Origin of the sequence: Goekera deserti (assembly GCF_010685995.1) — a bacterium.
GTDB lineage: Bacteria > Actinomycetota > Actinomycetes > Mycobacteriales > Geodermatophilaceae > Goekera > Goekera deserti.
Genome location: NZ_JAAGWK010000005.1, coordinates 72,562 through 97,851 on the forward strand (window position 1 = coordinate 72,562; position 25,290 = coordinate 97,851).

29 protein-coding genes are annotated in these 25,290 nt (G+C 69.5%); 3 read left to right on the forward strand and 26 right to left on the reverse strand.

The window, feature by feature from the left end; translation table 11 throughout:
• Positions 1–9: 9 nt before the first annotated feature.
• From rpmD to rpsL, 24 genes are all read right to left on the reverse strand, one after another.
• Positions 10–192, reverse strand: a complete 183-nt coding sequence (rpmD, locus tag G1H19_RS01825; protein WP_152731661.1) for a 50S ribosomal protein L30 — start codon at positions 190–192, stop codon at positions 10–12.
• 1 nt (position 193) lies between these two features.
• Positions 194–829 (reverse strand): 30S ribosomal protein S5, encoded by a 636-nt coding sequence (rpsE, locus tag G1H19_RS01830; RefSeq protein ID WP_152731660.1) that lies wholly within the window; start codon positions 827–829, stop codon positions 194–196.
• Positions 830–893: 64 nt separating this feature from the next.
• A complete protein-coding gene (gene rplR / locus G1H19_RS01835) occupies positions 894–1,310 on the reverse strand; it encodes a 50S ribosomal protein L18 (RefSeq protein ID WP_152731659.1) in 417 nt (138 codons plus the stop codon).
• Positions 1,310–1,849 (reverse strand): 50S ribosomal protein L6, encoded by a 540-nt coding sequence (rplF, locus tag G1H19_RS01840; protein WP_152731658.1) that lies wholly within the window; start codon positions 1,847–1,849, stop codon positions 1,310–1,312. Before rplF ends, rplR begins: the two co-directional genes overlap by 1 nt.
• Before the next feature lie 15 nt (positions 1,850–1,864).
• A complete protein-coding gene (rpsH, locus tag G1H19_RS01845) occupies positions 1,865–2,269 on the reverse strand; it encodes a 30S ribosomal protein S8 (protein WP_456071373.1) in 405 nt (134 codons plus the stop codon).
• A 192-nt stretch (positions 2,270–2,461) separates the two neighbouring features.
• Entirely contained in the window at positions 2,462–2,647 is a 186-nt protein-coding gene (locus tag G1H19_RS01850; protein WP_152731656.1) for a type Z 30S ribosomal protein S14, read from the reverse strand.
• Positions 2,648–2,666: 19 nt separating this feature from the next.
• Positions 2,667–3,278, reverse strand: coding sequence for a 50S ribosomal protein L5 (gene rplE, locus G1H19_RS01855; RefSeq protein ID WP_152731655.1), 612 nt, complete (start codon positions 3,276–3,278; stop codon positions 2,667–2,669).
• A gap of 5 nt (positions 3,279–3,283) precedes the next feature.
• Positions 3,284–3,619, reverse strand: coding sequence for a 50S ribosomal protein L24 (rplX, locus tag G1H19_RS01860; protein WP_174277986.1), 336 nt, complete (start codon positions 3,617–3,619; stop codon positions 3,284–3,286).
• Positions 3,620–3,621: 2 nt separating this feature from the next.
• Entirely contained in the window at positions 3,622–3,990 is a 369-nt protein-coding gene (gene rplN / locus G1H19_RS01865) for a 50S ribosomal protein L14 (RefSeq protein ID WP_026844850.1), read from the reverse strand.
• A gap of 210 nt (positions 3,991–4,200) precedes the next feature.
• Entirely contained in the window at positions 4,201–4,491 is a 291-nt protein-coding gene (rpsQ, locus tag G1H19_RS01870; protein ID WP_152731654.1) for a 30S ribosomal protein S17, read from the reverse strand.
• Entirely contained in the window at positions 4,488–4,721 is a 234-nt protein-coding gene (gene rpmC / locus G1H19_RS01875) for a 50S ribosomal protein L29 (RefSeq protein WP_152731653.1), read from the reverse strand. The genes rpsQ and rpmC overlap by 4 nt, the downstream gene beginning before the upstream one ends.
• On the reverse strand, positions 4,721–5,137 hold the full coding sequence (gene rplP / locus G1H19_RS01880) for a 50S ribosomal protein L16 (protein ID WP_152731652.1): 417 nt from the start codon (positions 5,135–5,137) through the stop codon (positions 4,721–4,723). The genes rpmC and rplP overlap by 1 nt, the downstream gene beginning before the upstream one ends.
• Before the next feature lie 2 nt (positions 5,138–5,139).
• Positions 5,140–6,072 carry a 30S ribosomal protein S3 gene (rpsC, locus tag G1H19_RS01885; RefSeq protein ID WP_162393210.1) on the reverse strand — a complete coding sequence of 311 codons (933 nt, stop codon included), beginning with the start codon at positions 6,070–6,072 and terminating at the stop codon, positions 5,140–5,142.
• Positions 6,072–6,536, reverse strand: a complete 465-nt coding sequence (rplV, locus tag G1H19_RS01890) for a 50S ribosomal protein L22 (protein ID WP_152731651.1) — start codon at positions 6,534–6,536, stop codon at positions 6,072–6,074. Before rplV ends, rpsC begins: the two co-directional genes overlap by 1 nt.
• Before the next feature lie 19 nt (positions 6,537–6,555).
• Entirely contained in the window at positions 6,556–6,837 is a 282-nt protein-coding gene (gene rpsS / locus G1H19_RS01895; RefSeq protein WP_152731650.1) for a 30S ribosomal protein S19, read from the reverse strand.
• A gap of 23 nt (positions 6,838–6,860) precedes the next feature.
• A complete protein-coding gene (gene rplB / locus G1H19_RS01900; protein ID WP_152731649.1) occupies positions 6,861–7,694 on the reverse strand; it encodes a 50S ribosomal protein L2 in 834 nt (277 codons plus the stop codon).
• A 69-nt stretch (positions 7,695–7,763) separates the two neighbouring features.
• Positions 7,764–8,066, reverse strand: coding sequence for a 50S ribosomal protein L23 (gene rplW, locus G1H19_RS01905; protein WP_152731648.1), 303 nt, complete (start codon positions 8,064–8,066; stop codon positions 7,764–7,766).
• Positions 8,063–8,836, reverse strand: a complete 774-nt coding sequence (gene rplD, locus G1H19_RS01910; RefSeq protein ID WP_162393209.1) for a 50S ribosomal protein L4 — start codon at positions 8,834–8,836, stop codon at positions 8,063–8,065. The genes rplW and rplD overlap by 4 nt, the downstream gene beginning before the upstream one ends.
• The gene (gene rplC / locus G1H19_RS01915) at positions 8,833–9,498 is read right to left on the reverse strand and encodes a 50S ribosomal protein L3 (protein WP_152731647.1); all 666 of its coding nucleotides are present in this window, start codon (positions 9,496–9,498) and stop codon (positions 8,833–8,835) included. The genes rplD and rplC overlap by 4 nt, the downstream gene beginning before the upstream one ends.
• A gap of 13 nt (positions 9,499–9,511) precedes the next feature.
• A complete protein-coding gene (rpsJ, locus tag G1H19_RS01920; protein WP_012950483.1) occupies positions 9,512–9,817 on the reverse strand; it encodes a 30S ribosomal protein S10 in 306 nt (101 codons plus the stop codon).
• A 117-nt stretch (positions 9,818–9,934) separates the two neighbouring features.
• Complete coding sequence (gene tuf, locus G1H19_RS01925) at positions 9,935–11,128, reverse strand: elongation factor Tu (RefSeq protein WP_162393208.1); 1,194 nt, start codon at positions 11,126–11,128, stop codon at positions 9,935–9,937.
• A gap of 88 nt (positions 11,129–11,216) precedes the next feature.
• On the reverse strand, positions 11,217–13,316 hold the full coding sequence (fusA, locus tag G1H19_RS01930) for an elongation factor G (protein ID WP_152731646.1): 2,100 nt from the start codon (positions 13,314–13,316) through the stop codon (positions 11,217–11,219).
• 86 nt (positions 13,317–13,402) lie between these two features.
• Positions 13,403–13,873: a 30S ribosomal protein S7 gene (gene rpsG, locus G1H19_RS01935; protein WP_152731645.1), complete on the reverse strand. Its 471-nt coding sequence runs from the start codon at positions 13,871–13,873 to the stop codon at positions 13,403–13,405.
• A 1-nt stretch (position 13,874) separates the two neighbouring features.
• A complete protein-coding gene (gene rpsL / locus G1H19_RS01940) occupies positions 13,875–14,249 on the reverse strand; it encodes a 30S ribosomal protein S12 (RefSeq protein ID WP_029340027.1) in 375 nt (124 codons plus the stop codon).
• 707 nt (positions 14,250–14,956) lie between these two features.
• Here rpsL and G1H19_RS01945 point away from each other — a divergent pair.
• The 3 genes from G1H19_RS01945 to G1H19_RS01955 all read left to right on the forward strand — a co-directional run bounded on the left by G1H19_RS01945 (position 14,957) and on the right by G1H19_RS01955 (position 17,490).
• Positions 14,957–15,964 carry a serine/threonine-protein kinase gene (locus G1H19_RS01945; RefSeq protein ID WP_152731644.1) on the forward strand — a complete coding sequence of 336 codons (1,008 nt, stop codon included), beginning with the start codon at positions 14,957–14,959 and terminating at the stop codon, positions 15,962–15,964.
• 112 nt (positions 15,965–16,076) lie between these two features.
• Positions 16,077–16,292 carry a hypothetical protein gene (locus tag G1H19_RS01950; protein ID WP_162393207.1) on the forward strand — a complete coding sequence of 72 codons (216 nt, stop codon included), beginning with the start codon at positions 16,077–16,079 and terminating at the stop codon, positions 16,290–16,292.
• 157 nt (positions 16,293–16,449) lie between these two features.
• Positions 16,450–17,490: an LLM class F420-dependent oxidoreductase gene (locus G1H19_RS01955; RefSeq protein ID WP_162393206.1), complete on the forward strand. Its 1,041-nt coding sequence runs from the start codon at positions 16,450–16,452 to the stop codon at positions 17,488–17,490.
• 133 nt (positions 17,491–17,623) lie between these two features.
• Here the strand turns inward: G1H19_RS01955 and G1H19_RS01960 are convergent, their stop codons facing one another.
• Both G1H19_RS01960 and rpoB read right to left on the reverse strand, forming a co-directional pair.
• Positions 17,624–21,532 carry a DNA-directed RNA polymerase subunit beta' gene (locus tag G1H19_RS01960; RefSeq protein WP_152731643.1) on the reverse strand — a complete coding sequence of 1,303 codons (3,909 nt, stop codon included), beginning with the start codon at positions 21,530–21,532 and terminating at the stop codon, positions 17,624–17,626.
• A 120-nt stretch (positions 21,533–21,652) separates the two neighbouring features.
• A complete protein-coding gene (gene rpoB, locus G1H19_RS01965) occupies positions 21,653–25,153 on the reverse strand; it encodes a DNA-directed RNA polymerase subunit beta (protein ID WP_217269506.1) in 3,501 nt (1,166 codons plus the stop codon).
• Positions 25,154–25,290: the final 137 nt, after the last annotated feature.

Consider the following 25,290-nt stretch of genomic DNA (forward strand, 5'->3'; position numbering starts at 1 on the left):
TGCCCCTGCTCAGCTGACTTCTTCGACGCGCACCAGATGCGGCACCGTCGCGACCATCCCGCGGAGTTCGGGACGGTCCTCCTGGACGACCGAGTCGTTGATCCGCTTCAGCCCGAGCGAGCGCAGCGTCGCGCGCTGGTTCTGCTTGCAGCCGATGGACGACTTGATCTGGGTGACCTTGAACTGCGCCATGTCAGACCCCCTGACCGGCACGCGCCCGCAGCATGGCCGCGGGAGCGACGTCCTCCAGGGGCAGACCGCGGCGGGCCGCGATCTCCTCGGGACGGACGAGGTCCTTGAGCGCCTGCATGGTCGCGTGGACGATGTTGATCGGGTTCGAGGACCCGAGGCTCTTGGAGAGCACGTCGTGGATCCCGGCGCACTCCAGCACGGCGCGCACCGGACCGCCGGCGATGACGCCGGTACCCGGGCTGGCCGGCTTGAGCAGCACGACGCCGGCCGCCGCCTCACCCTGCACGGGGTGCGGGATGGTGCTGGCGATGCGAGGCACCTTGTAGAAGTGCTTCTTGGCCTCCTCGACGCCCTTGGCGATGGCCGCGGGCACCTCCTTGGCCTTGCCGTAGCCGACACCCACGGTGCCGTCGCCGTCGCCGACGATCACCAGCGCGGTGAAGCTGAAGCGCCGGCCTCCCTTGACGACCTTGGAGACGCGGTTGATGGCGACCACGCGCTCCATGAAGTTGCTCTTCTCGGCCGGGGCGCCGCCGGGCCCCCGACCGCCGTCACGACGGTCGCGCCGGTCGTTGCCGCCGGCCGCGCCGCCGGGGCCGGCGCCGGTGCCGCCGCCGCGTCGCTGTGGTCCGGGCATCAGACGTCCCTCTCGATCATCAGGCCGTGAACGGCCCTGTGCGAAACCTGCGTGGTGGTGTGCATCAGAAGTCCAGCCCCGCCTCGCGGGCGGCGTCGGCGAGCGCGGCGATCCGGCCGTGGTAGCGGTTGCCGCCACGGTCGAAGACGACAGCGGTGATGCCGGCGGCCTTGGCGCGCTCGGCGACCAACACACCCACCTGGCGGGCCAGCGCGGACTTGTCGCCCTCGGCACCCCGCAGGCTGGCGTCCAGCGTCGAGGCGTTCACCAGCGTGCGGCCGACGGTGTCGTCGACGACCTGCACGTGGATGTGCCGGCTGGAGCGCTTGACCACCAGGCGAGGACGAGCGGTCGTGCCCGTGACGCGCTTGCGCAGGCGGTTGTGACGACGGAGCCGGGAGACCCGGCGCGCCGTGCTGACATCGGTGCCGACCGGCTTGTGCACCCGGGCGGCCTTCTCGGTCTGTGCCTTGGCTGCCATCACTTGCCCGTCTTCCCGACCTTGCGCTTGATGACCTCGCCCGCGTAACGCACGCCCTTGCCCTTGTACGGGTCGGGCTTGCGGATCTTGCGGATCTTGGCCGCTTCCTCTCCCACCAGCTGCTTGTCGATGCCGCTCACCCGCAGGCGGGTGGGCGCGTCGACCGTGAAGGTGATCCCCTCGGGGGCCTTCACCAGCACCGGGTGGCTGAAGCCCAGTGCGAACTCGAGGTCGGAACCCCGGGCCTGGACCCGGTAGCCGACGCCGACGATCTCGAGGGACTTGGTGTAGCCCTCGGTGACGCCGGTGATCATGTTGGCGATCAGCGTGCGGGACAGCCCGTGCAGTGCGCGGCTCTCCCGCTCGTCGTCGGGACGCTGCACCAGGAGCGTGCCGTCCTCGGCCCGCTCGACGGTGATGGGCGCTGCGACCGTGTGCGAGAGCTGGCCCTTGGGGCCCTTCACGTTCACCGTCCGGCCGTCGATGGCGATGTCCACGCCACCCGGCACGGGGACGGGGAGTCGTCCGATCCGTGACATCTCTGCTCGCTCCTCTTACCAGACGTAGGCGAGGACTTCCCCACCCACGCCCTTCTTGTTCGCCTGCTTGTCGGTCAGCAGACCGGTCGAGGTGGAGATGATCGCCACCCCGAGGCCGCCGAGGACCTTGGGCAGTGCGGTGGACTTGGCGTAGACGCGCAGACCGGGCTTGGACACCCGCCGGATGCCGGCGATGCTCCGCTCACGGTTGGGGCCGTACTTCAGGTCGACCACCAGCTCCTTGCGGACGTGGCCGTCGACCTCGACGTCGTTGACCTTCCAGCCGGCGATGTACCCCTCCTGCTGGAGGATCTCGCAGACCTTGGTCTTGAGCTTCGACGACGGCATGGCCGCTGCGTCGTGGTAGGCCGAGTTCGCGTTCCGCAGCCGCGTGAGCATGTCTGCGATCGGGTCGGTCATCGTCATGGTGTCGTGGTGCCTCTCTCGCAGTGGTTCCTCGTGCGCCGGGTCATCGGACTTGGCGCACAGGCCTTCAGCGATCGGTGGTGCATGAGGGGGACTGCAGCCGGACCGCCCGGCTGCTGTCTGGAACCGGCCCCCTCCCAGGGTCCCGCGGCGCGCGGAGCGCGTCGTGGGCAGGGAGGGGGTCCTTCACCAACTGGACTTGGTGACGCCGGGGAGCTCCCCGGCGTGTGCCATCTCCCGCAGGCAGATCCGGCACAGGCCGAACTTGCGGAAGACGGCGTGCGGACGCCCGCAGCGCTGGCAGCGGGTGTACGCACGGACGGCGAACTTGGGCTTGCGGTTCGCCTTGTTGACGAGCGCCTTCTTGGCCATGTCTTCTCCTCGCCCGGACTCAGCGGGCCGTGGTCACGGGTTCGAACCCGGCGAAGGGGAAGCCGAGCAGCTTCAGCAGCTCGCGACCCTCCTCGTCGTTGGTCGCGGTGGTCACCAGGGTGATGTCCATGCCGCGGGGCCGGTCGATCTTGTCGACGTCGATCTCGCGGAACATCGACTGCTCGTTGAGACCGAAGGTGTAGTTGCCGTGGCCGTCGAACTGCTTCGGGTTCAGGCCACGGAAGTCGCGGATGCGGGGCAGGGCGAGGGCCAGCAGGCGGTCCAGGAACTCCCACATGCGGTCACCGCGCAGCGTGACCTTGCAGCCGATCGGCATGCCCTCGCGCAGCTTGAACTGGGCGATCGACTTGCGCGCCCGGACGACCTGCGGCTTCTGGCCGGTGATCGCCGTCATGTCGCGGACGGCGCCGTCCATGAGCTTGGCGTCGCGGGTGGCCTCGCCGACGCCCATGTTGACCACGATCTTCACGAGACCGGGGATCTGCATGACGTTGGCGTAGTCGAACTCGGCCCGCAGCGCCGGCGCGATCTCCGCGCGATAGCGGGCGAGCAGGCGGGGCAGCTCACGGTCGTGCGAGCTGGTCTGGGTCTGGGTCTGGGTCTCGGTCATCGGGTTCACAGGTCCTTGCCGGTACGCCGCGAGACCCGGATGCTGCGGCCTTCCTCGTCCTTGCGGTAGCCGACCCGGGTCGGCTTGTCCTCGCTGTCGATGACCATCACGTTGCTCACGTGGATGGCCGCCTCCTGCGTGACGATCCCGCCCTGCTGCGAACCGCGCTGGCTGGTGCTCGTGCGGGTGTGCTTCTTCACCCGGCCGATGCCCTCGACGAGGACACGCTGGGCCTTCGGGAAGGCCGCGATCACCCGCCCCTTGGCACCCTTGTCCTTGCCGGACAGCACCAGCACGGTGTCGCCCTTCTTGACCTTCAGCGAAGGCGTCTTCTCAGCCATGATCACAAGACCTCCGGGGCCAGGGAGATGATCCGCATGAACCGCTTGTCGCGCAGCTCGCGACCGACAGGACCGAAGATGCGTGTCCCGCGCGGGTCACCGCTGTCACGGATGATCACTGCTGCGTTCTCGTCGAACCGGATGTAGGAACCGTCGGGACGACGGCGCTCCTTCACCGTGCGGACGATGACGGCCTTGACCACATCGCCCTTCTTCACGCCGGCGCCGGGCAAGGCGTCCTTCACGGTGGCGACGATGACGTCACCGATGCCCGCGTAGCGCCGCCCGGAGCCACCGAGAACCCGGATGCACAAGATCTCCTTGGCTCCGGTGTTGTCGGCGACTCGAAGCCGCGACTCCTGCTGGATCACTTCTGAGCTCCTCGTACTAGTGGTGACAGCCGGGCCGGATCGGTGAAGCGGCTGTCCGGTCCACACGTGCGGACGCACCGGCTGCGAGTGCTGCCGGTGCGTCCGTACACGGGTCCGGGGATCGGCGCGGCCCTCAGGCTGCGCCAGTCGTCCAGGGTACCCGGTGACCAGGCCGACCTGCTGGTCGGCCTGGTCACCCCGGGACAGTGACTACTTGGCCTTCTCGACGATCGACACCAGGCGCCAGCGCTTGGTGGCCGAGGTGGGACGCGTCTCCATGATCTGGACCCGGTCGCCGATCCCGGCGGTGTTCTCCTCGTCGTGCGCCTTCAGCTTGCTGGTGCGGCGGAGGACCTTGCCGTAGAGCGCGTGCTTGACGCGGTCCTCGACCTCCACCACGACCGTCTTGTCCATCTTGTCGCTCACCACGAGGCCCTCGCGGACCTTGCGGTACCCGCGACCGCCCGCTGCCGGGCCGGCGGCCTGCTCCGACTCGCTCATGCCACACCCTCACTCGGGGCGACCGAGAGACCCAGCTCGCGCTCGCGCATGATCGTGTAGATCCGGGCGATGTCGCGGCGGACGGTCTGCAGTCGCCGGTTGTTGTCCAGCTGGCCGGTGGCCACCTGGAAACGCAGGTTGAACAGTTCTTCCCTCGACTCACGCAGCCGCGTGGCGAGCTCGTCGACCGAGAGCTCGCGCAGCTCGGGTGCGGACAGACCGGCTGCCATCACACCTCTCCTTCACGGGTCACGAAGCGGCACTTCATGGGGAGCTTGTGGATGGCGCGACGCATGGCCTCGCGGGCCACGGGCTCGGCGACACCGGACAACTCGAACATGATGCGACCGGGCTTCACGTTGGCGACCCACCACTCGGGCGAGCCCTTGCCGGAACCCATGCGGGTCTCGGCGGGCTTCTTGGTGAGCGGACGGTCCGGGTAGATCGAGATCCACACCTTGCCGCCACGCTTGATGTGGCGGGTCATGGCGATACGAGCGGACTCGATCTGACGGTTGGTGACGTACGCCGGCTCAAGGGCCTGGATGGCGTACTCGCCGAAGTTGATCTCGGTACCGCCCTTGGCAGCACCCGAACGGCTCGGGTGGTGCTGCTTGCGGTGCTTGACCCTGCGCGGGATCAGCATGATCAGGCCCCCTGTCCCTGCGAGGTGTTCTCGTCGACGGCCGGGGCCGTCGCGGCGGTCGCGGGGGCCGTCGACTCGGCGGCCTCGCTGACGGTCTGGGTGGTGTCCACGTCACCAACGGTGACGGCGACGGTCGAGTCCGCCGGCGCCTCGGCCGGGACCTCGGGACCGCCCTCGGCGAACGCACGCCCGGCCTCGGTGCCACCGGCGGTCGTGCCCGAGGAGCCCGAACGGCGCGGGCGCTGGGCGCGCTCACGACGCTGCTGACGCTGGGCGAGGGCCTCGAGTGCCTCGCGCTCGGCACGTGAGCCGCTCGCGTCGCCCTTGTAGATCCACACCTTGACGCCGATCCGACCGAAGGTCGTGCGGGCCTCGTAGATGCCGTAGTCGATGTTCGCGCGCAGGGTGTGCAGCGGCACGCGCCCCTCGCGGTAGAACTCCGACCGGCTCATCTCCGTGCCGCCGAGGCGACCGGAGCACTGCACGCGGATGCCCTTGACCTGCGGGCTGCGCTGCGCGGACTGCATCGCCTTGCGCATGGCCCGGCGGAAGCTGACCCGGGAGGAGAGCTGCTCGGCAACACCCTGGGCGACCAGCTGCGCGTCGCTCTCGGGGTTCTTGACCTCGAGGATGTTCAGCTGCACCTGCTTGCCGGTGAGCTTCTCGAGCTCGCCGCGGATGCGGTCTGCCTCGGCGCCACGGCGGCCGATGACGATGCCGGGACGGGCGGTGTGGATGTCGACGCGGACGCGGTCACGGGTGCGCTCGATCTCGACCTTCGAGATGCCGGCGCGCTCCATGCCCTTGCCCATCAGCTTGCGGATCGCCACGTCCTCCTTGACGTAGTCCGCGTACAGCTTGTCGGCGTACCACCGGGACTTGTACTCGGTGGTGATGCCCAACCGGAACCCGTGCGGGTTGACCTTCTGACCCACTAGCGGGTCCCTCCCCTCGTGTTGCTCTTCTGCTGGACGGCCGGGCCGGACTGCCCGGTCTCGCGACGAGCCTTGCGCGACCGCAGTGCCAGCGTGTCGCTGGTGGTCACCTCGGTCACCTCGACGGTGATGTGGCTGGTCCGCTTGTTGATGCGGAACGCCCGGCCCTGTGCCCGCGGACGGATCCGCTTGAGCGTCGGGCCCTCGTCGACGTAGGCCGCGCTGATGACGAGCGCCTGCGGGTCGAGCTGCAGGTTGTGCTCGGCGTTGGCGACGGCGCTCGCGACGACCTTGGCCACGGGCTCGCTGGCGGTCTGCGGCGCGAAGCGCAGCAGGGCCAGGGCCTCGTCGGTCGGCAGGTAGCGGATCATGTCCACCACCCGGCGTGCCTTCATGGGCGTGACGCTGACGAACCGGGCCTGGGCCCGGGCGGTCGGGGCGTCCACCCCTGATGGGGAAGTCATGGTGTCTGTCTCCTCGCCGTCAGCCGCGCCGCGACCGGCGGTCGTCCTTGATGTGCCCACGGAAGGTGCGCGTGGGCGCGAACTCGCCGAGCTTGTGCCCGACCATCGCCTCGGTGACGAACACCGGGACGTGCTTGCGGCCGTCGTGCACGGCGATCGTGTGCCCGAGCATGTCGGGGATGATCGTCGAACGCCGCGACCACGTGCGGATGACGGTCTTGGTGCCCTTCTCGTTCTGGACGTCCACCTTGGCGAGCAGGTGGTCGTCGACGAACGGGCCCTTCTTGAGGCTGCGTGGCATGTCTGTCGGACTCCTCTACCCGCTCAGCGCTTCTTGCCGGTACGCCGGCGGCGCACGATCATGTCGTCACTGGCCTTGCGCTTGCGCGTGCGGCCCTCGGGCTTGCCCTTGGGGTTGACCGGGTGGCGTCCACCGGAGGTCTTCCCCTCACCACCACCGTGCGGGTGGTCGACCGGGTTCATCGCGACACCGCGGACGGTCGGGCGCTTGCCCTTCCACCGCATCCGGCCGGCCTTGCCCCAGTTGATGTTGGACTGCTCGGCGTTGCCGACCTCACCGATGGTGGCGCGGCAGCGCACGTCCACGTTGCGGATCTCGCCCGAGGGCATCCGCAGCTGGGCGAAGCGGCCCTCCCGGGCCACCAGCTGCACGCTGGTACCAGCGGAGCGGGCGATCTTCGCACCGCCACCGGGCCGGAGCTCGATGGCGTGCACGACCGTGCCGACCGGGATGTTGCGCAGCGGCAGGTTGTTGCCGGGCTTGATGTCGGCGGCCGGCCCGCACTCGACGACGTCGCCCTGCTTGAGCTTCGCCGGGGCGATGATGTAGCGCTTCTCGCCGTCCAGGAAGTGCAGCAGTGCGATCCGCGAGGTGCGGTTCGGGTCGTACTCGATGTGCGCGACCTTGGCCGGCACCCCGTCCTTGTCCGCCCGGCGGAAGTCGATCAGCCGGTAGGCGCGCTTGTGCCCGCCGCCCTGGTGGCGCGTGGTGATGCGCCCGTGGGCGTTGCGCCCGCCACGACCGTGCAACGGCCGGACCAGCGACTTCTCGGGATGGTCGCGGGTGACCTCGGCGAAGTCGGCGACACTCGAGCCGCGGCGGCCCGGCGTCGTCGGCTTGTACTTACGGATGGCCATGGTTCCTCTGAGTCCCTGTCTTCTCTCTGGTCCGGATCGGTGGTCGAGTGCGTGTGACGGTGGTGACCGTCAGGCGCCCGGACCGCCGAAGAGCTCGATGCGATCGCCGGGGGCGACGGAGACGATGGCGCGCTTGGTGTCCTTGCGCTTGCCCATCACAGCGCCCTTGGAGCGCTTCCTCTTCCCCTGGCGGTTGAGCGTGTTCACAGACAGCACCTTCACGTTGAAGACCTGCTGCACTGCGATCTTGATCTGGGTCTTGTTCGCGTCCGGCCGGACGATGAACGTGTACTTGTTCTCGTCGAGCAGGCCGTAGCTCTTCTCGGAGATCACCGGGGACAGCAGGACGTCCCGGGGGTCGCGGACGCTCATGCCTTCTCCTCGGTGGTGTCCTCGGCAGCGATCGACGGGACGACGTCCTCGACCAGCTCGGTGTGCAGGTCGGGGCCGTTGCCGGCGCCGCGCGCCTTGTGGCTGCGAGCCGGCCCGGCGACGAACTCGGCGAGCGCGGCCTCGGTGAAGACGACCTCGTCGGAGCAGAGCACGTCGTAGGTGTTCAGCTGACCCGACTCGATCAGGTGGACCTCGGGGACGTTGCGCAGGCTGACCCAGCCGAGCGCGTCCTCGCGGTCCAGGACGACCAGCACGCGCTTGGCGGAGCTGATGCCCTGGAGCACCTTCAGCGCGGTCTTGGTCGAGGGCACGTCACCGTCGACGAACGAGGAGACGACGTGCACGCGGTCCTCGCGGGCCCGGTCGGAGAGGGCACCGCGCAGGGCGGCGGCCTTCATCTTCTTCGGGGTCTTCTGCTCGTAGTTGCGCGGCTGCGGGCCGTGGGCGATGCCACCGCCGGCGAACTGCGGCGCACGCAGCGAGCCCTGACGGGCCCGGCCGGTGCCCTTCTGGCGGTAGGGCTTGGCGCCCGTACCGCTGCGCTGCGCCCGCGTCTTGGTCGCGTGCGTGCCCTGGCGCGCGGCGGCCAGCTGGGCCACCACGACCTGGTGCATCAGCGAGACGTTGGCGTTCGCGTCGAACAGGTCACCGGGAAGCGTGGCGGACCCGGAGGTCCCGCCCGCCGGCGTCCGGACGTCGACCGTGCGGTCTGCGCGAACCGTCGCCTTGGTGCTGGACGGACTGGTCACTTCGTGTCACTCCCCACAGAGCCGCCCTTGACCGCAGTGCGGACCAGGACGAGCCCACCGCGCGGACCGGGGACGGCGCCCTTGATCAGGATCAGCCCCTTCTCCGCGTCCACCTTGTGCACCTTGAGCGACAGCGTCGTCGTGCGCTCGCCACCCATGCGGCCCGCCATGCGCATGCCCTTGAACACGCGACCCGGGGTGGAGCAACCACCGATCGAGCCGGGCGAGCGGTGCTTGCGCTGGGTGCCGTGGCTGGCGCCGAGTCCCTTGAAGCCGTGACGCTTCATGACACCGGCGGTGCCCTTGCCCTTGCTGGTGCCGATCACGTCGACCGAGGCGCCGTCGGTGAACACGTCGGCGTTGAGCTCCTGGCCGACCGTGTAGTCCGAGGCGTCCTTGGTGCGCAGCTCGACCAGGTGACGCCGCGGCGTCACGCCCGCCTTGGTGAAGTGCCCACCTGCGGGCTTGTTCACCTTGCGGGGGTCGATCGCGCCGAAGCCGAGCTGGACGGCCGAGTAGCCGTCGACCTCGGGGGTGCGCACCTGGGTGACCACGCACGGACCCGCCTTGACGACGGTGACCGGCACGATGCGGTTGTTCTCGTCGAATACCTGGGTCATCCCCAGCTTCTCGCCGAGGAGACCACGGAATGTGCTCGCCATTGTCTGCGCGCCCCTACTGGATGTTGACGTCGACCGAGGCCGGCAGGTCGATGCGCATGAGCGCGTCGACCGTCTTCGGCGTCGGGTCGAGGATGTCGATGAGCCGCTTGTGCGTACGCATCTCGAAGTGCTCCCGCGAGTCCTTGTACTTGTGCGGGGAGCGGATGACGCAGTACACGTTCTTCTCGGTCGGCAGCGGCACCGGGCCGACGACGCGCGCTCCGGTCTTGGTCACCGTCTCCACGATGCGCCGCGCCGAGGCATCGATGGCCTCGTGGTCGTAGGCCTTGAGCCGGATGCGGATCTTCTGTCCCGCCATCGCCTGTGTTCGCTCCTGCCGATCGGTGTTCATGTAAGTCAGTGGTGGTGCGCTGTGGGTCGGTTGACCCGGGTGGGCAGGGCGGCGGCCGGTGCGGCCGCCGCCCTGCCCGGGGTGCTACTTGTTGATCTTGACGACGCGGCCGGCGCCGACCGTGCGGCCGCCCTCGCGGATGGCGAAGCGCAGGCCCTCCTCCATGGCGATCGGCTGGATCAGCTCGACCGACATCTCGGTGTTGTCGCCGGGCATGACCATCTCGGTGCCCGCGGGCAGCGTGACCACGCCGGTGACGTCCGTCGTCCGGAAGTAGAACTGGGGACGGTAGTTGTTGAAGAACGGCGTGTGACGGCCGCCCTCGTCCTTCGAGAGGATGTAGACCGAGCCCTCGAAGGAGGTGTGCGGGGTGATCGAGCCGGGCTTGACGACGACCTGGCCGCGCTCGACGTCCTCACGCTTGATGCCGCGCAGGAGCAGCCCGACGTTGTCGCCTGCCTGACCCTGGTCGAGCAGCTTGCGGAACATCTCGACGCCGGTGACCGTGGTCTTCGACGAGGTCGGGCGGATGCCGACGATCTCGATCTCCTCGGAGACCTTGACGATGCCGCGCTCGATGCGGCCGGTGACGACCGTGCCACGACCGGTGATCGTGAAGACGTCCTCGACGGGCATGAGGAACGGCTTGTCGATCTCGCGCTCCGGCTCGGGGATGGCCGAGTCGACCGCGTCCATGAGCTCGAGCAGCTTGTTGCCCCACTCGGCGTCGCCCTCGAGGGCCTTGAGCGCCGAGACGCGCACCACGGGGAGGTCGTCGCCCGGGAACTCGTACTCGCTGAGCAGCTCGCGGACCTCTAGCTCGACGAGCTCCAGGATCTCCTCGTCGTCCACCATGTCGGACTTGTTCAGGGCCACGACGATGTAGGGGACGCCGACCTGGCGGGCCAGGAGCACGTGCTCCTTGGTCTGCGGCATCGGGCCGTCGGTCGCCGCGACCACGAGGATCGCGCCGTCCATCTGGGCGGCACCGGTGATCATGTTCTTGATGTAGTCGGCGTGCCCGGGGCAGTCGACGTGCGCGTAGTGACGGTTCTCCGTCTGGTACTCGACGTGGGCGATCGAGATCGTGATCCCGCGCGCCTTCTCCTCGGGAGCCTTGTCGATCTGGTCGAACGCCGACGCCTCGTTCAGGTTCGGGTACTTGTCGTGCAGGACCTTGGTGATCGCCGCGGTGAGCGTCGTCTTCCCGTGGTCGATGTGACCGATGGTCCCGATGTTGACGTGCGGCTTGTTCCGCTCGAACTTGGCCTTGGCCACAGTGGGTTCCTCTCCTCGTGTCTTCGCAGTCGTTCGCGTGTCTTGGGGGGTACGGGCAGTCTCGATGGTGCCGGACGAGCGGGCTCGCTTACTCCCCGGTCGCCTTCGCGATGATCTCCTTGGCCACGTTCTGCGGGACCTCGGCGTACGTCTCGAAGACCATCGTGTAGCTGGCCCGGCCCTGGGTGCGGCTGCGCAGGTCACCCACGTAGCCGAACATCTCCGACAGCGGCACCAGCGCCTTGACCACGCGGGCGCCGGAACGCTCCTCCATGGCCTGGATGGTGCCGCGGCGGGAGTTGAGGTCGCCGATGACGTCGCCCATGTTCTCCTCGGGCGTGACGACCTCGACGGCCATCAGCGGCTCGAGCAGAGCGGGGCTGGCCTTGCGCGCGGCCTCCTTGAAGACCATCGAACCAGCGATCTTGAACGCCATCTCGGACGAGTCGACCTCGTGGTACTGACCGTCGAGCAGGGCGGCCTTCACGCCGACCATCGGGTACCCCGCCAGGATGCCGTACTGCATGGCGTCCTGCATGCCCGCGTCGACCGACGGGATGTACTCCCGCGGGATCCGACCGCCGCTGACCTTGTTCTCGAAGAGGTAGGTCGGGCCGTCCGCCGTGACCTCGAGGGGCTCCAGGCTGATCTGCACCTTCGCGAACTGGCCGGAGCCACCGGTCTGCTTCTTGTGCGTGTAGTCCGCGCGCTCGACGGCCTTGCGGATCGTCTCGCGGTAGGCCACCTGCGGCTTGCCGACGTTCGCCTCGACGTTGAACTCACGGCGCATGCGGTCGACCAGGATCTCCAGGTGGAGCTCGCCCATGCCGGAGATGACGGTCTGGCCGGTCTCCTCGTCCAGGCGGACCTGGAAGGTGGGGTCCTCCTCGGCGAGCTTCTGGATCGCCGTGCCCAGCTTCTCCTGGTCGCTCTTGGTCTTCGGCTCGATGGCCACCGAGATGACCGGCGCGGGGAAGGTCATCGACTCCAGGATGACGGGCTTCTGCGGGTCGCAGAGCGTGTCACCGGTGGTGGTCTGCTTCATCCCGTTGACGGCCACGATCTGGCCGGCGCCGACGCCCGCGCGCTCTTCGCGCTTGTTGGCGTGCATCTGGTAGATCTTCCCGACCCGCTCCTTGCGGTCCTTGGTGCTGTTCAGCACCGGGGACCCGGCATCCAGACGCCCGGAGTACACGCGGATGTAGGTCAGCTTGCCGAGGTGCTGGTCGGTCTGGATCTTGAACGCCAGCGCGGAGAACGGCTCGTCCTCGTCGGCGTGCCGCAGGACCTCGGTCTCGCCGTCCAGCGCGGTGCCGACGATCGCCTCGACGTCCAGCGGGCTGGGCAGGTAGTCGATGACGGCGTCGAGCATGGGCTGCACGCCCTTGTTCTTGAAGGCCGAGCCGGTGACGACCGGGTTCAGCTGACCGGCGATCGTGGACTTGCGGATCGCCGCCTTCAGCGTCTCGACGGAGAGCTCCTCGCCGGCGAGGTAGGACTCCATGATCTCGTCGTGGAACTCGGCGATGCCCTCGAGGAGCTTCTCCCGGTACTCGGCGGCCTGGTCGGCGAGCTCGGCCGGGATCTCCTCGACCGCGTAGTCCTCACCGAGCTTGGTCTCGCCGCGCCAGGTGAGCGCCTTCATGGTGACCAGGTCGACGACGCCGATGAAGTCGCCCTCGGCGCCGATCGGGAGCTGCAGCACCAGCGGGTTGGCGTTGAGCCGCTCCACCATCATGTCGACGCAGCGGAAGAAGTTCGCACCGGTGCGGTCCAGCTTGTTGACGAAGCACATGCGCGGCACGCCGTACTTCTCGGCCTGGCGCCACACCTGCTCGGTCTGCGGCTCGACACCGGCGACGCCGTCGTACACCGCGATCGCACCGTCGAGCACGCGCAGCGAACGCTCGACCTCGACGGTGAAGTCGACGTGCCCGGGGGTGTCGATGATGTTGATGTCGTGACCGTTCCAGGTGCACTTCGTCGCGGCCGACGTGATGGTGATGCCGCGCTCCTGCTCCTGCTCCATCCAGTCCATCGTGGCCGCGCCGTCGTGGACTTCACCGATCTTGTAGTTGATACCGGTGTAGAAGAGGATGCGCTCGGTCGTCGTCGTCTTGCCGGCGTCGATGTGCGCCATGATCCCGATGTTGCGCGTCTTGCGCAGTGCGGCCTCGTTGCTGGCCATTCCCTACTCCTCTTCTCGTCTGTCCGTGCGCGGTGGCCGGGGGTGGCCCGTCGTCACCGCGGGCAGCGGTCGCAGGTGGACTGTTGTCACCAGCGGTAGTGCGCGAAGGCCTTGTTCGACTCGGCCATCTTGTGCGTGTCCTCGCGGCGCTTCACCGCGGCACCGAGGCCGTTGCTGGCGTCGAGGAGCTCGTTCATGAGGCGCTCGGTCATCGTCTTCTCGCGACGGCCGCGGCTGTACTGGATGAGCCAGCGCAGGCCCAGGGTCGTGCTGCGCGAGGGGCGGACCTCGATCGGCACCTGGTAGGTCGCGCCACCGACGCGGCGGCTGCGGACCTCGAGGGCCGGCTTGACGTTGTCCAGCGCGCGCTTGAGCGTCACGACCGGGTCGGTGTCGCTCTTCGCCCGGGCGCCCTCGAGCGCGCCGTAGACGATCGCCTCGGCGACGGAACGCTTGCCGTCGACGAGCACCTTGTTCACCAGCTGGGTGACCAGGGGCGAGTTGTAGACCGGGTCGGCGATGAGCGGACGCTTCGGCGCGGGTCCCTTGCGAGGCATGTCAGCTCTTCTCCTTCTTCGCGCCGTAACGGCTGCGAGCCTGCTTGCGACCGCGGACGGCCTGGGTGTCCAGCGAGCCGCGGATGATCTTGTAGCGGACGCCGGGGAGGTCCTTCACCCGGCCGCCACGCACGAGCACCATCGAGTGCTCCTGCAGGTTGTGACCGACACCCGGGATGTAGGCGGTGACCTCGACCCCGCTGGTGAGCCGGACACGCGCGACCTTGCGCAGCGCGGAGTTCGGCTTCTTGGGGGTCGTCGTGTAGACCCGCGTGCACACGCCACGACGCTGAGGGGAGCCCTTCAGCGCCGGGGTCTTGGTCTTCTCGACCTTGTCCTCGCGGCCCTTGCGGACCAGCTGGTTGATCGTGGGCATGAGCGGCCTGGATCTCCTACCTGAGCTGGGTGGTGCAGTGGATGAGTGGTGCCGTGCGCGTCGCTGTGCTGCTGTGTCGTCGTCGTGCTGGTCCGACCGTGCGCCTGACCTGCGCCTACGTGCGGCCCGTGTCGCTCGTCCGACCCACGCGGTCGGGCGTGTTGACCTTGCCCGGACCGGCTGGCCGTCAGGCCGAGTCGATCACCCCTGTCGTCGGCCACACCGGCCTGCCGTCGACCTGAGCCGGCGGGCGGAGCCTGGGGGCCGAGTGGTACGAGGACCACCGGGACTCGGGTGCACCGCGATGAGGGAGCAGCCCAGATCGTTCCTGGGCACGGCTGACCACGATACCCGGGCGTTGGGACCCGGTCAAAGCCGGGTCCGTCACGCCAGTGCGGACACCTCGAGGACGCCGTCACCCCGGTGTCCGGCGACTGCTCCGAGGAGGCCCACCGGGACGGGGTGGCGACGGCTCCGTGGTGCCCGGCCGCAGCGAGGCGGTCGCGAGACCTCCGGGCAGCGGCCGGCCGGGACCGTACCGCCGTCGAATGTACCCCTGTCCCCCTGTCACCGGCCGCGCAGGGGTGGGTGCACCCGGTCGTCTCGCTGCTGTCGTACCCGGCCCCTACGGTGAGTACTGACCCGCACACAGCCAGCCGCCGGCGCTTCGTCACCGGTGGGCGGCGCCGGCACCACGAGGAGGACCCGTGCTCCCAGACTCCGCACGAGCACTGAAGGCAGAGCTCTCCCAGCGGCTGGCCGAGGTGCCCCCGGGCGCCGTCGTGGCCCGTGGCTCGGTCGACGGCTCCGGCTGGTCCGGCGTCGCGCTCGGACTCGCCCCCGTCGCCCCCGGCCAGGTGCACCTGGCCGTCCGCCTCCTGGCCCGCGCGGACGCGGAGGTCGTCCTGCGCGGGCTGGGCGCCGCGGCCCTGGCCGAGGTGGACGTGCGGGTCATCGGCCCGGTGCGCCCGCTCACCGCTCCCCCGCCCACCGGTGACGACGACCGCTGGTCGCCCGCCCGGTTGCAGCAGCGGTCGCGGCCCCTGCGGCCGGGCATCTCGATCGGCCACCCGGACGTGACGGCGGGGACGCTCGGCGGCTTCGTCCGGGCGCCCGGCCGCCCCGGGCTGCTGGCACTCAGCAACGACCACGTGCTGGCGGCCAGCGACGCCGCCCAGGTGGGGGACGCCGTCCTGCAGCCCGGACGCGCCGACCGCGGCACGCCCGCCGACCGGGTGGGCACGCTGACCGCCTTCCAGCCCTTCTCCCCCACCGGCGCCAGCCTGGTCGACGCCGCGGTGGCGGCCCTCGACGACGGCGTCCAGGCCGACCCGGGCGACTACCCGGGCGGGCCGCTCGCCCCGCGGGTGTCGGACGCCCTGGACGTCGACCCGGACGAGCTGGTGGAGAGGGTCGGGCGGACGACCGGACACACCCGCGGGCGGATCTCCGCCGTGGAGGTGGACGGGGTGGGCGTCCAGTACGAGACGGCGGTGTTCACCTTCGACGACCAGGTGGAGATCGAGGGCCTCACGGGTGGGTTCAGCGACGGTGGCGACTCCGGCTCGGTCATCTGGCGCAGCCGCGACCGGGTGCCCGTGGGACTGCTGTTCGCGGGCAGCTCGACCGGGGGCAGTGCCGGCGGCGGGGTCACCTTCGCCAACCCGCTGGCCACCGTGCTGTCCACCCTGGGCGTGGCCTGGCCCGAGAGCTGACCCTCGGCGGTGCCTGCGAGCCCGCCCCCGGGGACCGCCCGGGCTCACGAGTCCGGAGGAGACCGGGCTGCTCCTGCTGTCCAGGAGGCCCGCAGAGGCGCACCATGGGGAGGTGAGTGATCGCGCAGCCGCCCGGGCGGCCAAGTCGTCCCTGGTCCACCAGCTCGGCGCCGTGCCCGGCGTGGCCGGCGTCGGGCTGGCCCGGCGGGACGCCGAGTACGTGGTCAAGGTGGACCTGGTCGACGCAGCGACCGCTGCGCAGGTGCCGTCGGCGGTCGACGGCGTCCGGGTGGTCACCCAGGTCGTCGGCACCGTCCGCGCCCTCTGACGGCCGGGCTGACCCCGCCGGCCCCGGCAGGAGGCCGGGGCGGCCGCGCCGCCCCCCGCTACGGTCAGCCGGAGAGCGTCGACGCCGGAGTCGACGCCCCGGCCGCGCCCGGTCCGCCCCATGGCGGACCCGCGGCCACCGGACGCGAGGAGAGCACGTGCGCATCGGGATCCAGGCCGCCTACGCCGGGGACTTCCAGCAGACCGCCAGTGAGCTGAAGGACCTCGAGTCCGCCGGCCTGGACCTCGCCATGTGCGCCGAGGTCTACACCTTCGACGCGGTCAGCCAGCTCGGCTACCTCGCCGCGGTGACCGAGCGGGTGGAGCTGATGAGCGGCATCCTGCCGATCTACAGCCGCACCCCGGCCCTGACCGCGATGACCGCGGCGGGTCTGGACTTCGTGTCCGGCGGCCGTTTCACCCTCGGCCTGGGTGCCAGCGGTCCGCAGGTGATCGAGGGCTGGCACGGCGTCCCGTACGACGCCCCCCTGCAGCGCACCCGCGAGGTCGTGGAGATCTGCCGTCAGGTGTGGCGCCGGGAGAAGCTCCAGCACGAGGGCAAGAAGTACAGCGTCCCGCTGCCGGCCGACCAGGGCACCGGCCTGGGCAAGCCGCTGAAGCTGATCAACACCCCGGTGCGCGAGCGCATCCCGGTCATGCTGGCAGCGCTGGGCCCGAAGAACGTCGAGCTCGCCGCGGAGATCGCCGAGCTCTGGGAGCCCATCTTCTTCATGCCCGAGCGGGCCGGTGACGTCTGGGGCGACGCCCTGGCCGCCGGGCGGGCCAAGCGTGACCCCGCGCTCGGCGAGCTGCAGGTCGTCACCGGCGTCCCGGTCGCCATCGGGGAGGACGCCGAACAGCTGCTCGACGCCGTCCGCCCGGGGATCGCGCTGTACGTCGGCGGCATGGGCGCCAAGGGCAAGAACTTCTACAACGACCTCGCCCGTCGGTACGGCTTCGAGGCGGAGGCCGAGACGGTGCAGGACCTCTACCTCGCCGGCAGGAAGGACGAGGCTGCGGCCGCCCTGCCCGAAGAGCTCATCCGTGCGACGTCGCTGATCGGCCCGGAGTCCTACGTCGCCGAGCGCATCGCCGCCTTCGCCGAGGCCGGGGTGACCACCCTGGTCCTGCAGCCGCTCGACGGCAGCCCCCAGGGTCGCCTGCGCACCGTGGAGACCATGCGCCGCCTGGCCGGCTGACCCGCGCCGCCACCCCTGACCGCTCCTGGTTCCGTCACGTGACGGCCAGGGGTGCCGGGGGTCGGGGTGCCGGTGAACGGGAGGGCCCCCGGTGCTGGTGCACCGGGGGCCCTCCTGTCACTCGCTCAGCCGATCAGCTGCGCCAGTCGTACTCCTCCAGGCGCACGGCCTCGCCGGTGCCCTGACCGAAGACGTCCGGGCTGTAGTACTGCCCGTCGTCGTAGCCGGCCATCGTGTAGACCGCGGCGCGGGCCTCCTCGGTGGGCTCGACCGTGATGTTGCGGTAGCGGCTGATCCCGGTACCGGCCGGGATCAGCTTGCCGATGATCACGTTCTCCTTGAGCCCGAGCAGGCTGTCGCTCTTGCCCTGGATCGCGGCGTCGGTGAGCACCTTGGTCGTCTCCTGGAAGGAGGCGGCCGACAGCCACGACTCCGTCGCCAGCGACGCCTTGGTGATCCCCATCAGCACGGGGCGGGCCGAGGCGGGCTCGCCACCCTCGGCGACGACCCGACGGTTCTCCGTCTCGAACAGCGTGCGCTCGATCAGGGCACCGGGCAGGAAGTCGGTCGCGCCCGAGTCGATGATGGTCACCCGCTTCAGCATCTGGCGGATGATCACCTCGATGTGCTTGTCGTGGATCGACACGCCCTGGCTGCGGTAGACCTCCTGGACCTCGCGCACCAGGTGCAGCTGCACCTCGCGCGGGCCCATGATCCGCAGCACCTCGTGCGGGTCGACCGCACCCTCGGTCAGCTGCTCGCCGACCTCGACGTGACCGCCGTCCTCGACCCGCAGCCGCGAACGCCGCGACAGCTTGTCGTAGACGACCTCGTCGGAGCCGTCGTCCGGGGTGATGGTCAGCTTGCGGAACTGCTCGCTGTCCTCGATCCGGACCGACCCGGCGAGCTCGGCGATGGGCGCCTTGCCCTTGGGCACGCGGGCCTCGAAGAGCTCGACCACGCGGGGCAGACCGTGCGTGATGTCCGACCCGGCCACACCACCGGTGTGGAAGGTGCGCATGGTCAGCTGCGTGCCGGGCTCACCGATCGACTGGGCCGCGATGATGCCGACCGCCTCGCCGACGTCCACCAGCTTGCCGGACGCCAGCGACCGGCCGTAGCAGGTGGCGCAGGTGCCCAGCAGCGACTCACAGGTGAGCACGCAGCGGACCTTGACCTCGGCCACGTTGGCGTCGACCAGCTCGGCGATCAGGACGTCGCCCAGGTCGGCGCCGGCCTGAGCCACGACCGTGCCGTCGGCCGCGAGGGCGTCGGCGGCCAGGGCGCGGGCGTACACGCTGGTCTCGACGTGCGGGTCACGGACGACCCGACCGTCGTGCACCGTGCCGATCGGCATGAGCACGCCGCGCTCGGTGCCGCAGTCCTCCTCGCGGATGATGACGTCCTGGCTGACGTCGACCAGCCGGCGGGTGAGGTAGCCGGAGTCGGCGGTGCGCAGTGCGGTGTCCGCCAGGCCCTTGCGGGCACCGTGCGTGGAGATGAAGTACTCCAGCACGGACAGACCCTCGCGGAAGTTCGCCTTGATCGGCCGCGGGATGATCTCGCCCTTGGGGTTGGCCACCAGGCCGCGCATGCCGGCGATCTGGCTGATCTGCATCATGTTGCCGCGGGCGCCGGAGTTGACCATGACCCAGACCGGGTTGGTGGTCGGGAAGTTGTCCACCATGGCCTGGCTGACCTCGGCGCGGGCACGGGTCCAGATCTCGATCAGCTCGGCACGACGCTCGTTGTCGGTGATGACACCGCGCTCGTACTGCTTCTCGATCTTCCGGGCCTCGTCCTCGTGCCGGTCCAGGATCGCCTGCTTCGACGGCGGCGTGACGACGTCGTCGATGGCGATGGTGATCCCGGCCCGGGTGGCCCAGTGGAACCCGGCCGCCTTGAGGGCGTCCAGGGTCGCGGCGACCTGCACCTTGGGGTAGCGCTCGGCGAGGTCGTTGACGATCGCCCCGAGCTCCTTCTTCGGCACCTGGTAGTTGACGAAGCGGTAGTCCTCGGGCAGTGCCTCGTTGAACAGCACCCGACCCAGGCTGGTGGAGATGACCGCCGGCTGACCCGGCGACCAGTCCTCCGGGGCGACCCACGGGTCGTTGGCCGGGCCGTTGTCGACGCCGAAGACCTCCTCGAGGCGGATGAGCACCCGCTCCTGCAGCCCGAGCAGCCCTCGGTCGTAGGCCATGATCGCCTCGGCCGCGGTACTGTACGCCTCGACCAGCTCGTCGGCACCGCGCTCGGTGGCGCGCGCCTTGAGCGTGGTCAGGTGGTAGATGCCGAGCACCATGTCCTGGGTCGGCGCGGTGATCGGGCGACCGTCGGCCGGGCTCAGGATGTTGTTGCTCGACAGCATCAGGATGCGGGCCTCGGCCTGGGCCTCGGCCGACAGCGGCAGGTGCACCGCCATCTGGTCACCGTCGAAGTCCGCGTTGAACGCGGTGCAGACCAGCGGGTGGATCTGGATGGCCTTGCCCTCGACCAGCTGCGGCTCGAAGGCCTGGATGCCCAGGCGGTGCAGCGTCGGCGCGCGGTTCAGCAGCACCGGGTGCTCGGTGATGACCTCCTCCAGCACGTCCCAGACGACGGGACGAGCGCGCTCGACCATCCGCTTGGCGGACTTGATGTTCTGCGCGTGGTTGAGGTCGACCAGCCGCTTCATGACGAAGGGCTTGAACAGCTCCAGGGCCATCTGCTTGGGCAGACCGCACTGGTGCAGCTTCAGCTGCGGGCCGACGACGATGACCGAACGGCCGGAGTAGTCGACGCGCTTGCCGAGCAGGTTCTGCCGGAACCGGCCCTGCTTGCCCTTGAGCAGGTCGCTCAGGGACTTCAGCGGACGGTTGCCCGGACCGGTGACCGGACGGCCACGACGGCCGTTGTCGAACAGCGCGTCCACGGACTCCTGGAGCATCCGCTTCTCGTTGTTCACGATGATCTCGGGGGCGCCGAGGTCGAGCAGACGCTTGAGCCGGTTGTTCCGGTTGATCACGCGGCGGTACAGGTCGTTCATGTCGCTGGTGGCGAAACGGCCACCGTCGAGCTGCACCATCGGGCGCAGGTCCGGCGGGATGACCGGGACGCAGTCCAGCACCATGCCCATGGGCGAGTTGCGGGTCTGCAGGAACGCCGCGACGACCTTCAGCCGCTTGAGCGCGCGCAGCTTGCGCTGGCCCTTGCCGCTGCGGATGGTCTCGCGCAGCGAGACGGCCTCGGCGTCCAGGTCGAAGTCGGCGAGCAGCTTCTGCAGCGCCGCGGCACCCATGCCGCCCTCGAAGTACTCACCGAAGCGGTCGCGCAGCTCGCGGTAGAGGCTCTCGTCGGCGATGAGCTGCTTGACCTCGAGCTTGCGGAAGGTGTCGATGACCTCGTCGAGACGGTCGATCTCCCGCTGGGCGCGGTCGCGCATCTGGCGCATCTCGCGCTCGCCGCCCTCGCGCACCTTGCGGCGCACGTCGGACTTGGCGCCCTCGGCCTCGAGCTCGGCGAGGTCGGCCTCCAGCTTCTGCTGGCGACCCTCCACGTCGGCGTCGCGGCGCGACTCCAGGTTGTGCTTCTCCGCGCTGATCTCGGCCTCGATGGTCGGGAGGTCGCGGTGACGCGCGTCCGTGTCCACCGTGGTGATCAGGTACGCCGCGAAGTAGATGATCTTCTCGAGGTCCTTGGGCGCCAGGTCGAGCAGGTAGCCCAGCCGCGACGGCACGCCCTTGAAGAACCAGATGTGCGTGACGGGCGCGGCCAGCTCGATGTGGCCCATGCGCTCACGACGGACCTTGGCCCGGGTCACCTCGACGCCGCAGCGCTCGCAGATGATGCCCTTGAACCGGACCCGCTTGTACTTCCCGCAGTAGCACTCCCAGTCCCGGGTGGGACCGAAGATCTTCTCGCAGAACAGACCGTCCTTCTCCGGGCGGAGGGTGCGGTAGTTGATGGTCTCGGGCTTCTTCACCTCGCCGTGGGACCACTGGCGGATGTCGTCACCGCTGGCGAGGCCGATGCGCAGTTCGTCGAAGAAGTTGACGTCGAGCAACTGATTACCCCTTTCCGGGGTTCGTAACGAAACGCTTCATGCAATGTCTTGGTCGGAGAGGCCCCCGTGCAGGGCCCCGCCCCGCGCGGAGCGTGGGGCGGGGGGCACGGGGGTCCTTCCTCACACGTCTTCGACGCTGGAGGGCTCGCGGCGGGACAGGTCGATGCCCAGCTCCTCCGCGGCCCGGAAGACCTCGTCGTCGGTGTCGCGCAGCTCGATCGCCTGCCCGTCGCCGGACAGCACCTCGACGTTGAGGCACAGCGACTGGAGCTCCTTGAGCAACACCTTGAACGACTCCGGGATGCCCGGCTCCGGGATGTTCTCGCCCTTGACGATGGCCTCGTAGACCTTGACGCGGCCGAGGATGTCGTCGGACTTGATCGTCAGCAGCTCCTGCAACGCGTAGGCCGCGCCGTAGGCCTGCATCGCCCAGCACTCCATCTCACCGAAGCGCTGGCCACCGAACTGCGCCTTACCACCCAGCGGCTGCTGCGTGATCATCGAGTACGGGCCGGTGGACCGGGCGTGGATCTTGTCGTCCACCAGGTGCAGCAGCTTCAGGATGTAGACGTAGCCCACCGAGATCGGCTCGGGGAAGGGCTCCCCGGACCGGCCGTCGAACAGCCGCGCCTTGCCGGTGTCCTTGACCAGCCGCTGACCGTCGCGGGTGAGCGTCGTCGAGCCCAGCAGGCCGACGATCTCCTCCTCGCGGGCACCGTCGAAGACCGGGGTCGCCGCACGGGTGCCGGGGGCACCGGACCGCGCGCCCTGGGGCAGCTTGGCGGCCCACTCCGGGTCGCCCTCGACCTGCCAGCCGGTCTTGGCGACCCACCCGAGGTGGGTCTCCAGGACCTGGCCGACGTTCATCCGGCCGGGCACGCCCAGCGGGTTGAGCACGATGTCGACCGGCGTGCCGTCCTCGAGGAACGGCATGTCCTCCTGCGGCAGGATCTTGGAGATGACGCCCTTGTTACCGTGCCGGCCGGCGAGCTTGTCGCCGTCGGAGATCTTGCGCATCTGGGCCACGTAGACCCGGATGAGCTCGTTCACGCCGGCGGGGAGCTCGTCGCCGTCCTCGCGGGAGAAGACCCGGACGCCGATGACCTTCCCGGACTCACCGTGCTTGACCTTGAGGCTGGTGTCGCGGACCTCGCGGGCCTTCTCGCCGAAGATCGCGCGCAGCAGCCGCTCCTCGGGGGTCAGCTCGGTCTCGCCCTTGGGCGTGACCTTGCCGACGAGGATGTCGCCGGGGACGACCTCGGCACCGATCCGGATGATCCCGCGCTCGTCCAGGTCGGCGAGGACCTCCTCGGAGACGTTCGGGATGTCCCGGGTGATCTCCTCGGCGCCCAGCTTGGTGTCGCGGGCGTCGACCTCGAACTCCTCGATGTGGATCGAGGACAGGACGTCGTCCTGCACGAGGCGCTGCGACAGGATGATCGCGTCCTCGTAGTTGTGGCCCTCCCACGGCATGAAGGCGACGAGCAGGTTCTTGCCCAGCGCCATCTCGCCCTGGTCGGTGCACGGACCGTCGGCGATGACCTGGCCGACCTCGACCCGCTGGCCCTCCTCGACGACCGGGGACTGGTTGATGCTGGTCCCCTGGTTCGAGCGGCGGAACTTCAGCAGGCGGTAGGTCTGCCGGGTGCCGTCGTCGGCCATGACCGTGACGTAGTCGGCGGTGGAGTCCTCGACCACGCCGGCCTTCTCCGCCACGACGACGTCACCGGCGTCGACGGCGGCACGCAGCTCCATGCCGGTGCCGACCAGCGGCGCCTCGCTGCGCAACAGCGGGACGGCCTGACGCTGCATGTTCGCGCCCATGAGCGCGCGGTTGGCGTCGTCGTGCTCGAGGAACGGGATCATCGCGGTGGCGACGGAGGTCATCTGCCGCGGCGAGACGTCGATGTAGTCGACGTTCTCCGGGGCGACGTAGTCGACCTCGCCGCCCTTGGTGCGGACCAGCACGCGGTCCTCGGTGAGCCGGTCCTCGGCGCTCAGCACGGAGTTGGCCTGGGCGACGACGAAGCGGTCCTCCTCGTCGGCGGTCAGGTAGTCGATGTGGTCGGTGACCTGGCCACCCTCGACCTTGCGGTACGGGGTCTCGATGAACCCGAAGGCGTTGACCCGGCCGAAGGAGGACAGCGAGCCGATCAGGCCGATGTTCGGGCCTTCCGGGGTCTCGATCGGGCACATCCGGCCGTAGTGGCTGGGGTGCACGTCGCGGACCTCCATGCCGGCGCGCTCACGGGACAGACCACCCGGGCCCAGCGCCGACAGGCGGCGCTTGTGGGTCAGGCCCGCGAGCGGGTTGGTCTGGTCCATGAACTGCGACAGCTGGCTGGTGCCGAAGAACTCCTTGATGGAGGCGACGACCGGCCGGATGTTGATCAGGGTCTGCGGCGTGATGGCCTCGACGTCCTGGGTCGTCATCCGCTCGCGGACCACGCGCTCCATGCGGGACAGGCCGACCCGGATCTGGTTCTGGATCAGCTCACCGACCGTGCGCAGGCGACGGTTGCCGAAGTGGTCGATGTCGTCGGTGCCGTGGTCGGGCTCGCCGGCGTGCAGGCGCACGACGTACTCGATCGTGGCGACGATGTCGTCCTCGGTCAGCGTCGAGGTGCCCTGCGCGACCGAGACGCCCAGCTTCTTGTTCACCTTGTAGCGGCCGACCTTGGCGAGGTCGTAGCGCTTGGGGTTGAAGAAGAGGTTCTCCAGCAGCGCCTGGGCCGACTCGCGCGTCGGCGGCTCGCCCGGGCGCAGCTTGCGGTAGATGTCCAGCAGCGCCTCGTCCTGACCCGGGATGTGGTCCTTCTCCAGGGTGGCGAGCATGGTCGGGGACCACTGGAAGTGCTCGCGGATGCGGTCCTCGGTCCAGCCGAGCGCCTTGAGCAGCACGCTGACCGGCTGACGCCGCTTGCGGTCGATGCGGACGCCGACGGTGTCGCGCTTGTCGACGTCGAACTCCAGCCACGCACCGCGGCTGGGGATGACCTTGGCGCTGTAGACGTCCTTGTCGCTGGTCTTGTCCAGGGTCTTGTCGAAGTAGACGCCCGGGGAACGGACCAGCTGCGAGACGACGACGCGCTCGGTGCCGTTGATGACGAACGTGCCCTTGTTCGTCATGATCGGGAAGTCGCCCATGAACACCGTCTGGCTCTTGATCTCGCCGGTGGTGTTGTTCATGAACTCGGCGGTGACGAACAGCGGCGCCGCGTACGTCATGTCCTTGTCCTTGCACTCCTCGAGGGAGGCCTTGACGTCCTCGAAGCGCGGGTTGGAGAAGGACAGCGACATCGAACCGCTGAAGTCCTCGATCGGGCTGATCTCCTCGAGGATCTCGGCCAGACCGCCGATGGCGCTCGCCTGCTCCTCGGGGGCCAGGGTCGCCTTCCACTCCGGACTGCCGACGAGCCAGTCGAAGGAGGCGGTCTGGAGAGCCAGGAGGTCCGGGACCTCGAGGGGCTCCTTGATCTTGGCGAACGAGACGCGCAGCGGTGCGCCGGGGATCTTCTGCTGGTCGGCCTCGCCGGTGCGGGTGCCGGCCGGGGTCGGTGCGGGGTCGAGCTGCTCGGTGGTGCCGGGCTGGGTGGTGCTGGTGGGGCGTGAGCCTGCCAAGATGCGTCCTTCCAAGGACCTCACGACGTACGGGCGGTCGGTGCTGGTCGTCCTGGGTCGTCGTCGGCGGTGTCGGCGCGCCTGCCCCGGGAACAGCTGACGGAGCCTCTTCGGCCGGTCAGCGGGGGTGGGCCGGA